Origin of the sequence: Sinomonas sp. G460-2, assembly GCF_047759905.1 — a bacterium.
Lineage (GTDB): Bacteria > Actinomycetota > Actinomycetes > Actinomycetales > Micrococcaceae > Sinomonas.
Map to the genome: position 1 here is coordinate 16,450 of NZ_JBKZWT010000021.1, position 11,190 is coordinate 27,639.

Genomic DNA, 11,190 nt, shown 5'->3' on the forward strand with positions numbered 1-11,190 from the left:
TCTCCTTTTCGGTGTATTCGTGTGCTGTGGTGAAAATGCTGTTTGCGGGCGGCCGTGCCGCTCAGTTCGGAACGGCGGTGAGGCCAGGCACGGCGGTTCGCTGGGCGCGTTCGACGTCGCGACGACGCTTCGCGAAGAGGCGTGGCTGAGCGCTGCTGAGCAGCGCCACCGGGCGGTCACCCCGGTAGTAGGCCGCCAAGAAGCTGTGCGTGGTGGGGTCGCCTTCTTCGATCTCGATTCGGTCCGCGAGTTCGGCGTGGCCGCTGAACTGAATGCGGATCCCGTACTGGTCCGACCAGAAGTAGGGAAGCGTGGCCTGCGCCTCGGGGTCGGGGCTTCCGAGGAGCGCGCTCATCGCGCGGGCCGGTTGGTTGAGCGCCGAATTCCAGTGTCCGTGGCGGTGGGGGCGGCCGAGATGCCGGTCGTGCCAGGCCGCGCAATCGCCGACGGCGACGACCTCCGGAATGCTGGTGCGGCCGTGGTCGTCGCATATGACGCCGTCGGCGAGGCGAATGCCCGAGCCTTCAAGCCAGCTTGTCGCCGCCTCGCCGCCGATGGCCAGCAGGATGGCGTCCGTTTCGATCGTGCGCCCATCGGAGAGTTCGACCGTGCGAACTCGTGTGCCTTCGGTGCGCCGGCCGACGATGGACGCCCCGCGGACGAGCTCCACGCCGTTGGCGGAGTGGAGCCCAGAGAGAAGGTTCCCCATCTCGGCGCCGAGACTGCGGCCGAGCGGGACGCTGGGACCGGCGAGGATGGCGACGTCGACCCCGGCGGACCGGGCGGTCGAGGCCACCTCGGCACCGATGAGCCCCGCGCCGACGATGAGCAGCTTGGCTCCCGGGCGCAGCTCCTCACGGAGCCGTTGCGCGTCGTCGAGCGTGCGGAGAGTGTGGACGTTCTGGAGGCCCCCGAAACCGGGGAGCATCCGTGCGGTGGATCCCGTGGCGAGCACGATCCCGTCCGCCTTGAGCCGCTGGCCGTCCGAGAGGACGACCGCCCCGCCCGACGGATCGAGCGCGACGGCACGCTTCCCGAGGAGCCATTCGGCCTCGAGATCCTGGTCGGCGTCCTCGAGGGACAAGGCCTCGGCGCCGATCTTTCCGCTGAGGAAGTCCTTGCTGAGCGGAGGACGGTCGTAGGGACGGTGGGGTTCTTCGCCGATCAGCACGAGCTGTCCGTCGAAGCCCTGGGAACGCGCTGCGCGGGCCGCAGAGAGACCCGCGAGGGACGATCCCACAATCGCAAGAGTTTTCATGGAGGTTCCTGAACTGAGCCGGGAGGGGCGATCGCCCTTACTTGCAACAGATGCAACACGATGCGCTATACACAACAGTGAGTCAGCTCACAGGGCGCTGTCAACCCCCCTTCGGGGGAATTGCTTTCGGGCGCGCCAAAAGGGCTCGCCGCCGCCAGCAGGACGTGCTGGCAGCGGCGAGCGGGAGGGTCAGGGACTGGCTGGGCGACTAGTCCCGGTCGGGGCGTTTCTCGAATCTGATGGTGACGGCTTTGTAGCCGGGGGTGTTGGATTCGCGGGCGACGAGGCCTTTGTGGACCAGGACGTTGGCTTCGGGGTAGTAGGCGGCGGCGCAGCCTCTCGCGGTGGGGTAGGCGACGAGGCGGAAGGCCTCGGCGCGGCGTTCCTCGCCGTTGAAGACGGAGACGACGTCGACGAGCTCGCGGTCGGTGTGGCCGAGGGCGGCGAGGTCCTCGGGGTTCACGAGGATGACCCTGCGGGCGTTGGAGATGCCGCGGTAGCGGTCGTCGAGGCCGTAGATCGTGGTGTTGTACTGGTCGTGGGAGCGCAGGGTCTGCAGGATCAGGTGCCCTGCCGGGGCCCGGAGGTATTCGAGGGGGCTGACGGTGAAGCGGGCCTTGCCGATGTCGGTGGCGAACGTGCGGGTGTCCCTGGGCGGGTTGGGCAGGACGAAGCCGTTCCTGGTCCTGACCCTGGTGTTGAAGTCCTCGAAGCCGGGGATGGTGCGGGAGATGTGGTCCCGGATCGCGTCGTAGTCCTCGGCCATGGCCCGCCAGTCGATCGGGTGGTCCGGGCCGAGGGCGGCCTGGGCCATGCGGGCCACGATCACCGGCTCGGCCAGGAGGTGCTCGGAGACCGGGCGGAGCCGGCCCTGGGAGGAGTGCACCACCGACATCGAGTCCTCCACGGTGACGAACTGGCTCCCGCCCGGGTGCTTGTCGTCCACGTCGGTCCGGCCGAGCGTGGGCAGGATCAGGGAGGTCCGGCCGTGGGCGATGTGGGAGCGGTTGGGCTTGGTGGAGATGTGCACGGTCAGCCCGGTTCGCCTGAGGCCGGCGTCGGTGTGGGCGGTGTCGGAGGCGGCGGAGAGGAAGTTCCCGCCCATGGAGACGAACACGTCCACGTCCCCGGCCTCGAGGGCGTGCTGGGTCTCGACGGATTCGTAGCCGTGCTCGCGCGGGAAGGGGAGGCCGAACTCGGCCTCGAGGGCGGCGATGAACGTCGAGGTCGGCTTCTCCCAGATCCCCATCGTGCGGTCGCCCTGGACGTTGGAGTGTCCGCGGACCGGGCACGCGCCGGCCCCTGGCTTGCCGAAGTTGCCCTGGAGCAGGAGCAGGTTGACGATTTCCTTGAGCGTGTCCACGGAGTGCGGCTGCTGGGTCAGGCCCAGCGCCCAGCACACGATGGTGGCCTTGGACGCGATGAGCATCTGGGCGGTGTGCTCGATCTGGGCCCGGGTCAGGCCGGTGGCGGCCTCGGTCTCGGCCCAGTCGATCGACGCGCGGGCCGCGGCATAGGCGTCGAAGCCTTCGGTCTGGGCGGCGACGAAGGCGCGGTCGACGACGGTGCCCGGGTTGCGCTCCTCGGCGGCCAGGAGCAGGTGCCCCCAGGCCTGGAACAGGGCCAGGTCCCCGCCGAGGCGGATCTGGAGGAACTCGTCCGCGATCGGCACCCCGTCTCCCACCACCCCGCGGGGCGTCTGGGGGTCCTTGAACGCCATGAGCCCGGCCTCGGGCAGCGGGTTCACGGCCACGACCTTCCCGCCGTGGGCCTTGCACTCGGCCAGGGCCGAGAGCATCCGGGGGTGGTTCGTGCCCGGGTTCTGCCCCACCACGAGGACCAGTTCGGCGTGGTGGATGTCCTCGAGGGACACCGTGCCCTTCCCCACCCCGATGGTCGGGTTGAGCGCGAACCCGGAGGACTCGTGGCACATGTTCGAGCAGTCCGGGAGGTTGTTCGTCCCCAGCGAGCGGGCGAACAGCTGGTAGAGGTAGGCCGTCTCGTTCGCCGTCCGCCCCGAGGTGTAGAACACGCACCGGTCAGGAGTCGTCGCACTGATGTGCTCGGCGATCAGCTCGAACGCCTCGCCCCACGAGATCGGCGAGTAGTGCCTCTCCCCGGGCCGGATCACCACCGGCTCCGTGATCCGGCCCTGCGAGCCGAGCCAGAACTCGCTCCTGCCCTCGAGCTCGGCGATCGGGTGCTCGGCCCAGAACCGGGGGCCCACGGTGCGGAGCGTGGACTCCTCCGCGATCGCCTTTGCCCCGTTCTCGCAGAACTCCGCGGGCTTGCGACGCCCAGTGATCGACTCCGGCCACGCGCAGCCCGGGCAGTCGAACCCGTCCCGCTGGTTCACCCGCAGCATCGAACGCACCGTGCGGGCCACCCCGGCCTGCGCCAGGCCCCGCTCCAGCGCCACCGTCACCGCCTTCACCCCCGCCGCGGCCGTCTTCGGCGCATGGACCTCAAGCGCCGCCTCGTCGATGTCTTCCTCGGCTGGCTTGCGATTGAACACGGAGACTCCTTGGTGCTCGCTATAGAGGGGTGGTCAATGGATGGGGATCGGCTGGCCGGGTGCTACGCCGCGAAGAGCGCCGACCGCACCGCCTGTTCGAAGCCCTCGACGTGAAGCGCCGAAAGCTCCGCGGCGCGCCCTTCCTTCCCGTCGATGACGGCCTGGAGGAGGGCGACATGTTCGTGCAGGTGGCCGCCCAGGCCCGGCAGGCGGTCCATGACGAGGCACCAGATCCGCGTCGCGAGGTTGTCGTAGTGGACGAGCGCGTCCTCAAGGTGCGGATTGCCCGCCGCTGCGTAGATGCCGCGGTGGATGTCGGCGTCGAACCGGAGGGTCTCGCTCACGCTCGACTGGGACGTGTCAAAGTTCCGAACCCGTCCGATGAGCGTGGCCAGATGCAGCCGCGAGGAGGGCGAGGCAAGCCGGGCGGCCCGAGCCGCCGCAAGCGGCTCGAGCTGGCTGCGGATCTCGGAGATGTACGCCAGGTCGGTGACCTCTACAGGGGTGGCAAACGTGCCGCGGCGCGGATAGGTCACCACGAGTCGATCCACCTCGAGCCGCTTGAGCGCCTCGCGCACTGGAGTGCGGCCGAACCCCAGGTCTCGTGCGAGAACCTCGTCATTGAGCGGGTCCCCCGGTCGGATCTCGAGCGTGAGAAGCCGGTCCTGAAGAGCCCGGTAGGCCGTCTCCGCCAAGGATGGCCGGGACTGCGGATCGATCATCGCGTGGACCACGGTCCTCCTCCTTCTCCTGTTGACCCGATGTTCGGCTCAGTATAACCTGAGTCACACATCTAATATATCAGAGTTGTATCAGATGAATATGACTTACCCATCAGGAGTACCGATGTCCATGAGTGAGACCGCCACGCGATTGGCTGAGCCCGCTGCTTCGGCGACCCTCCAAGGAAGGCGCCGTTCGGCGGGGCACACCGCGGTCCTGACCCTTTCGTGCCCTGAACGCCCGGGGATCGTCCAGGCGGTGACGGCCTTCCTCTACCAGCACGGCTTCGACATCGCTGAACATCAGCAGTTCGACGATCGAGAACGAGGGATGCTCTTCCTCCGTACCGCCTTCTCCGCGGAATCGCCCGTCGACGCACTCGAGCTCGAAGACGAGTTCCGGGCCACGGCCGAGGAGTTCTCCATGGACTTCTCGTTCCACGACGAGACGAAGCCCCGCCTCCTCGTCATGGTGTCCAAGTTCGGGCACTGCCTCAACGACTTGATCTTCCGGTGGCGGGCCGGCACGCTCGGCGGCGAGATCGCGATCGTCGTCTCCAACCACGAGGACCTCCGCCCGATGGCGGAAGCAGCGGGCCTGCCGTTTGTCCACGTTCCGGTCACGGCAGCCACGAAGCGCGAAGCCGAGGCTCGGCTCCTCGCGCTCGTTGACGAGCACGAGGTCGACCTCGTGGTGCTGGCCCGCTACATGCAGATCCTCTCCGACGAGCTCACCACCGCTCTCAAGGGCCGGGCGATCAACATCCACCATTCCTTCCTGCCCGGCTTCAAGGGCGCGAAGCCCTACCACCAGGCCTATGAGCGCGGCGTCAAGCTCGTGGGCGCCACCGCGCACTACGTCACCGCGGACCTCGACGAGGGGCCGATCATCGAGCAGGAAGTGATCCGCGTGGATCACACTTTCCATCCCCAGGCCCTCGCGACCGTAGGCCAGGACGCCGAGTGTCTTGCCCTCTCGCGGGCTGTCCGGTGGCACTCCGAGCACCGCGTCCTCCTCGATGGCGCAAGCACCGTCGTCTTCCGCTGAGGCTTCAGAAACCCGCCCACCCACCGCAGAAAGAACCGCTATGACCAACTCGCAGAGCGTCGTCATCATCGGCGCAGGCATTGTCGGAACCAACGTCGCGGATGAGCTCGTCCAGCGCGGTTGGACGAACATCACGGTCGTCGACCAGGGGCCGCTCGATATGCCGGGCGGCTCGACATCCCATGCGCCCGGTCTCGTCTTCCAGACAAATGCGTCCAAGACGATGAGCCTCTTCGCGAAGTACACGGTCCAGAAGCTCCTCTCGCTCGACTGCTTCAACCAGGTCGGCGGCCTCGAGGTCGCCACGACCGAGGCGCGCTACGAGGACCTCAAGCGCAAGCTCGGCTACGCGCAGTCGTGGGGCATCGATGCCCGCCTCGTCGACGCGGCCGAGTGCAAGCGCATCTACCCGCTCCTCAACGAGGAGATCGTGCTGGGCGGCCTGCACATCCCGAGCGACGGCCTTGCGCTCGCGGCGAAGTCTGTCCAGCTCCTCATCGAGCGGACCCGCGAGGCAGGCGTCGTCTATAGGGGCTCGACGCCGGTCACGGGCATCGAGCAGGACGGCGGTCGGGTCACCGGCGTGCAAACGCCCGACGGCGTGATCCCGGCGGACATCGTCGTCTCCTGTGCCGGCTTCTGGGGCGTCGAGGTCGGCGCGATGGTCGGGATGTCCATCCCGCTCCTCCCGCTCGCGCACCAATACGTCAAGACGGGCCCGATCCCTGCCCTTGAGGGCCGCAACGAGCTCCCCAACGGCGCCACCCTCCCGATCCTGCGTCACCAGGACCAGGACCTCTACTACCGCGAGCACGGCGAGCGCTACGGAATCGGCTCGTACGCGCACCGGCCCATGCCGGTCGTCGCGGCGGACCTCGGCCTGACTCCGAAGCACGTCGACGAGCACAACATGCCGTCCCGCCTCGACTTCACGCCCGAGGACTTCGAGGGCCCGTGGGAGGCCTCGAAGGAGATCCTTCCCGCCCTCCGCAAGGCGGAGATCGAGGACGGCTTCAACGGCATCTTCTCGTTCACCCCCGACGGCGGCCCGATCGTCGGCCAGCACCGCGACCTCGACGGCTTCTACGTCGCGGAGGCGGTGTGGGTGACCCACTCGGCGGGCGTCGCGCGGGCGGTCGCCCAGGTGCTCGTCGAGGGACGATCCGAGATCGACCTCGGCGAGTGCGACGTCGCGCGTTTCGAAGAGGTGCAGCTCGCGCCGTCGTACGTGAGCGAGACGTCCCAGCAGAACTTCGTCGAGATCTACGACGTCCTGCACCCGCTTCAGCCCAAGGAGTCGCCGCGCAACCTCCGGGTGAGCCCGTTCAACGCGCGGCACCGCGAGCTCGGCGGCTACTTCCTCGAGGGGGGCGGCTGGGAGCGGCCCTACTGGTTCGAGGCGAACGCCCATCTTCTCGACGAACTCCCCACGGAGTGGCAGCCGCCGGCCCGCGACTCCTGGTCGGCCCTCTACAGCTCCCCCATCGCCGCCGCCGAGGCCTGGAAGACACGTACCGCCGTCGCCATGTACGACATGACGCCGCTCAAGCGCCTCGAGATCTCGGGGCCCGGCGCCGTCGCCCTCCTCCAGAAGCTCACCACCGGCGACGTCTCCAAGAAGCCTGGCGCAGTGACCTACTGCCTCCTCCTCGATGAGCACGGCGGAATCCGCAGCGATATCACGGTGGCCCGCCTCGACGAGGAGACGTTCCAGGTCGGCGCGAACGGCAGCATCGACCTCGCCTACTTCACGCGTGAGGCCCGCCGTCAGCGCGAGGCGGACGCCACTCAATGGGCCCAGGTCCGCGACACCACGGGCGGCACGTGCTGTATTGGCCTGTGGGGCCCGTTGGCCCGCGAGGTCGTCTCCGCGATCAGCAGCGACGACTTCACGAACGACGGCCTGCGCTACTTCCGCGCCAAGAAGGCCACGATCGGCGGGGTGCCGGTCACGGCCATGCGGCTCTCTTACGTGGGCGAGCTTGGTTGGGAGCTCTACACGAGCGCGGACAACGGCCAGCGCCTGTGGGACGTCCTCTGGGAGGCTGGCCAGCCGCACGGCATTATCGCCGCGGGCCGCGCCGCGTTCAGTGCGCTGCGGCTCGAGAAGGGCTACCGCTCGTGGGGCACGGATATGACCACCGAGCACGACCCGTTCGAGGCTGGCCTCGCGTTCTCCGTGAAGCTGGCGAAGGACGACTTCGTCGGCAAGGCGGCCCTCGAGGGGCTCTCCGAGGAGGGCTCGGCGCGCCGCTTGCGCTGCCTCACCGTCGACGACGGGCAGTCGATGATCCTCGGCAAGGAGCCGGTGTTCTACAAGGACGAGCCGGTGGGCTACGTCACGAGCGCCGCGTACGGCTACACGATCGGCAAGCCCATCGCGTACGCGTACCTCCCGGGCGCCGTCGCCGAAGGCGACGCCGTAGAGATCGAGTACTTCGGGCAGCGCCTCTCCGCCACGGTGACACCCGAGCCGCTCTTCGATCCAGAGATGAAGCGCCTCCGCGGCTGACGCTGACCGCGCCCCAACCAGGAGGACCTGTGATCAGATCCGGGACCGCCGAGAGCTATCTCGCCAGATTGGCGACATTGCGCAGGACCGCGCCGCGGCCGGCCGTGCCGGCGGTTCATCGAGAGAGCCCGGCCTTGCCGGCGCTGCCCGCCTCTGAGTCCGATAGCACGCTCTCTGGCAGAATCGGAGCATGGCGAAGACATCCGTGCCCGAAGACCCAGACGAGGGGCGGTCCGCCAACGGCGTACAGGCCGTCGAGCGGGTCGTCCAGGCCCTCGAGATCCTCGCGAAGGAGGGAAGCGCCGCCGTGGGTGACGTCGCGGAACGCATGGGCGTGCACAAATCGACGGCGTCGCGCATCCTCTCGGCGCTCGAGGGCCACGGTTTCGTGCAGCAGAGCAGCCGCCGCGGGAAGTATCAGCTCGGCGTCGGCCTGCTCCGTGTGGCGAGCTCGATTCCCAGACGCCTCAGCCTCGTCCACACGGCGAGGCCCGTCCTCGAGGACTTGGCCCAACGCTATGGGGAGACCGTGAACCTCGCGGTGCGCCGCGACGTGTATGCCGTGAACGTGGACCAGGCGATGGGATCCGCGAACCTCGCGACCTTTGACTGGATCGGCAACCTGACGCCGCTCTACGCGACGTCGAGCGGCAAGGTGTTCCTGGCCTACCTCCACTCGACCGCGCGGGCCGAACTGCTTCAGCGGGTCGAGCTCACGGCGCTGACACCGCACACCTTGAACCGCGAGCAGCTTGAGAAGGAGCTCCCCGCCATCGTCGAGCGAGGCTACGCCTCGACGCGCGGCGAGCTCGAAGACGGGCTCAACGCGATCGCCGCCCCCGTTTTTGCCCACACCGGCGATCTCATCGGGGCCGTCAGCCTCTCTGGGCCCGCGTTCCGGTTCGACCCTAGCGATGCCGACGTCGTCAAGGCCGTCGTCGGCGCGGGGGAGGAGATCACCGAACTCATGGGCGGCCCGACGCCGGACAGCCTTCGTCGATAGGTCCGGGCCCGTCAGCGCACCGAAGGCCGACACCGAAGGGCGCGGCCGGAAACGATCCGGCCGCGCCCTTCGTGGCAGCAAGCTGGTTCAGACGATTGCGGATCTGAGCTCGCGGGCGGCCTTGGCCGGATCGGCCGCGCCGTAGATCGAGCCGCCCGCGACCGCGACGTCGGCACCGGCGTGCTGCACCGACGCAATCGTCGAGGCGTTCACCCCGCCGGCAACCGAGAACGGCACCCGCGCCCGCTCGCCCGCCGTCAGGAGGACGCCGAGGTCATAGCCCGGCTTGGCCTGCTCGTCCAGGCCCGCGTGGAACTCGACGTACTTGGCACCCAGCTCGCGAGCCTGCTTGGCCCGGGTGACCTTGTCCTCGACGCCGATCAGGTCGACGACCACGCCCTTGTTGTGGGCCCGGGCGGCCTTGACGGCGCCGGCGATCGTGGAATCGTCCGCGCTGCCGAGCACCGAGACGAGGTCGGCGCCGGCCTTGAACGCGAGCTCGGCCTCGAGCTCGCCCGCGTCCATGGTCTTCATGTCGGCGAAGATCACCTTGTCCGGGTGCGCCTGCTTGACCGCGGTGACGGCGGCGAGGCCCTCGTTCTTCACGAGCGGCGTACCGAGCTCGATGATGTCCACGTGCTCGGCGACCTTCTCGGCGAGGGCCAGAGCCTCGTCGAGGGTCAGGACATCCATCGCGACCTGAAGTTTCATGCTTCTTTCTCCTTCTTTCTTGGGGGACTGCCCACTTGTGAGGACGGCTCCCTTGGGGGACTGCTCCCTTGGGGGGACTGCTCTCGATGAGTTGAGGCCGAGTGGCTACTCGAGGTTGGCGTGACGGAGCCAGAGCTCCTCGGCCGGGGTGCCGTCCGCGTCCCAGAGGCTCTGGAAGACGGCCTCGGCGGCGACCAGGAGAACCTGCTCGAACAGGCTGCCCGCATACTGCCGCGAGACCGCTGAGCCGTGGTCCGTCTTCCGCGCTGCGGGGATGACGACGACGGCGTCCGCCCGCGCTGCGAGCGGCGATTCGGGGGCGGTCGTGTAGACGGCGATCTTGGCTCCGACGGCGGAAGCCGTGCTCGCCGCCTTGACGACGCCCGCGGTGGTCCCGGAGCCCGACGCCGCGACGAGCAGGTCTCCTGCCCCGATGGCCGGCGTGGTCGTTTCGCCCACCACGTGAACGCCGAGGCCCAAATGCATGAGCCGCATGGCCGCCATGCGCAGCACGAGCCCACTGCGGCCGGCACCCACGACGAAGACGCGGGGGGCCCGCCGGATCAGGCGGGCGACGTCGGCGAGCTCCTCGCGGTCGAGGGCGCTGGCAGTCGAGAAGACCTCGTCTTGGATCCGGCTGAGGTTCTCGTGGATGCCGTCCGGGTGAACGCGAGCGCCCGTCGCGTCGGCGAGCGGTGACGCGAGTTTCGGGCTCGCGAGTTCTTGGGTCATGGAAACTCCTTGAAGATTCACAGCGTCTGCCTTCCACAGTGGGCTAGGGCCAATGGGTGGGGTAACCGTTCCGCGGAACGGTCTTGCCCGCCCGTTCGGGTGGGCACCTACACTGAGCCAATGACTTCTGGGCCAATGACTTCCGGGTCTGTGACTTCCGCTGCCGAGGCTCGGCCCGGGTCGAGCGCTGAGGCGTTGACCCTCCTGGACGCGGCCGCTGAGCTTGCGGACTCCGCCTTGCTCCAGATCGCCGAGAAGCTGAAACGGTGCCTCGCCCCTTACGTGCGCTGCACGTCGCTCGTGATCTTCACCGAGGACTGCACCGGCCGGCCGCAGAAGAAGGCCGGGGCGGAGGAGATCATCAGCCGCGTATCCCTCGAGGAGCTCGATCGGATCAGGTCATCCCTGCCAGACCTCGAGCCGCGGTGGAGCGAGGAACTGGTCGGCGGAGCGCTCCGGCCGGTGCTCGCGCTCCGATCCGCGACGAACGCCCTTCTGGCCCTGACGGATCCGGTGGTGGTTCCAGGCCGAAGCGAGCCCGGCGCCGCCGCCGTCCTCGGACGCCTGTGGGGCATCGCCGCGGCGCGCATCCGGGACAAGGTGGCGGAAGCTCCGCCGTCGTACTTGCGCGAATCCCGCGCCGCCTCCGCCGAGCGGGCGCGGCTCACGGCGGAGCTCACGGACCAGCA

Annotated in this window: 8 protein-coding genes and 1 pseudogene; 4 read left to right on the plus strand and 5 right to left on the minus strand. The window is 68.7% G+C overall.

What is annotated here, in order from left to right; all coding sequences use genetic code 11:
- Positions 1–61 precede the first annotated feature (61 nt).
- The 3 genes from ACLN58_RS04340 to ACLN58_RS04350 all read right to left on the minus strand — a co-directional run bounded on the left by ACLN58_RS04340 (position 62) and on the right by ACLN58_RS04350 (position 4,495).
- Positions 62–1,258 (minus strand): NAD(P)/FAD-dependent oxidoreductase, encoded by a 1,197-nt coding sequence (locus ACLN58_RS04340; protein ID WP_415854052.1) that lies wholly within the window; start codon positions 1,256–1,258, stop codon positions 62–64.
- A 208-nt stretch (positions 1,259–1,466) separates the two neighbouring features.
- On the minus strand, positions 1,467–3,773 hold the full coding sequence (locus ACLN58_RS04345; protein WP_415854053.1) for an FdhF/YdeP family oxidoreductase: 2,307 nt from the start codon (positions 3,771–3,773) through the stop codon (positions 1,467–1,469).
- A 62-nt stretch (positions 3,774–3,835) separates the two neighbouring features.
- Positions 3,836–4,495, minus strand: a complete 660-nt coding sequence (locus ACLN58_RS04350; protein ID WP_415854061.1) for a GntR family transcriptional regulator — start codon at positions 4,493–4,495, stop codon at positions 3,836–3,838.
- 130 nt (positions 4,496–4,625) lie between these two features.
- On the opposite strand from ACLN58_RS04350, the gene purU reads away from it, so the two are divergent.
- The 3 genes from purU (at position 4,626) to ACLN58_RS04365 (ending at position 9,058) form a co-directional block, all read left to right on the plus strand.
- Positions 4,626–5,543, plus strand: coding sequence for a formyltetrahydrofolate deformylase (gene purU, locus ACLN58_RS04355; protein ID WP_415854054.1), 918 nt, complete (start codon positions 4,626–4,628; stop codon positions 5,541–5,543).
- A 40-nt stretch (positions 5,544–5,583) separates the two neighbouring features.
- Positions 5,584–8,055 (plus strand): GcvT family protein, encoded by a 2,472-nt coding sequence (locus tag ACLN58_RS04360; protein WP_415854055.1) that lies wholly within the window; start codon positions 5,584–5,586, stop codon positions 8,053–8,055.
- Positions 8,056–8,245: 190 nt separating this feature from the next.
- Positions 8,246–9,058: an IclR family transcriptional regulator gene (locus ACLN58_RS04365; RefSeq protein ID WP_415854056.1), complete on the plus strand. Its 813-nt coding sequence runs from the start codon at positions 8,246–8,248 to the stop codon at positions 9,056–9,058.
- An 87-nt stretch (positions 9,059–9,145) separates the two neighbouring features.
- Here the strand turns inward: ACLN58_RS04365 and hxlA are convergent, their stop codons facing one another.
- The gene (gene hxlA, locus ACLN58_RS04370) at positions 9,146–9,769 is read right to left on the minus strand and encodes a 3-hexulose-6-phosphate synthase (RefSeq protein ID WP_415854057.1); all 624 of its coding nucleotides are present in this window, start codon (positions 9,767–9,769) and stop codon (positions 9,146–9,148) included.
- Between the two features lie 105 nt (positions 9,770–9,874).
- Positions 9,875–10,501: a 6-phospho-3-hexuloisomerase gene (gene hxlB / locus ACLN58_RS04375; RefSeq protein ID WP_415854058.1), complete on the minus strand. Its 627-nt coding sequence runs from the start codon at positions 10,499–10,501 to the stop codon at positions 9,875–9,877.
- 120 nt (positions 10,502–10,621) lie between these two features.
- Here hxlB and ACLN58_RS04380 point away from each other — a divergent pair.
- Positions 10,622–11,190 (plus strand): annotated as a pseudogene (locus ACLN58_RS04380) (LuxR family transcriptional regulator); the annotation flags it as partial.

What these genes read in the sequence shown, in the direction of transcription:
- hxlB (WP_415854058.1), bottom strand. Translation starts at nt 10,501, where the DNA reads ATGACCCAAGAACTCGCGAGCCCGAAACTCGCGTCACCGCTCGCCGAC.
- ACLN58_RS04360 (WP_415854055.1), top strand. Translation starts at nt 5,584, where the DNA reads ATGACCAACTCGCAGAGCGTCGTCATCATCGGCGCAGGCATTGTCGGA.
- ACLN58_RS04365 (WP_415854056.1), top strand. Translation starts at nt 8,246, where the DNA reads ATGGCGAAGACATCCGTGCCCGAAGACCCAGACGAGGGGCGGTCCGCC.
- ACLN58_RS04350 (WP_415854061.1), bottom strand. Translation starts at nt 4,495, where the DNA reads ATGATCGATCCGCAGTCCCGGCCATCCTTGGCGGAGACGGCCTACCGG.
- ACLN58_RS04340 (WP_415854052.1), bottom strand. Translation starts at nt 1,258, where the DNA reads ATGAAAACTCTTGCGATTGTGGGATCGTCCCTCGCGGGTCTCTCTGCG.
- hxlA (WP_415854057.1), bottom strand. Translation starts at nt 9,769, where the DNA reads ATGAAACTTCAGGTCGCGATGGATGTCCTGACCCTCGACGAGGCTCTG.
- purU (WP_415854054.1), top strand. Translation starts at nt 4,626, where the DNA reads ATGAGTGAGACCGCCACGCGATTGGCTGAGCCCGCTGCTTCGGCGACC.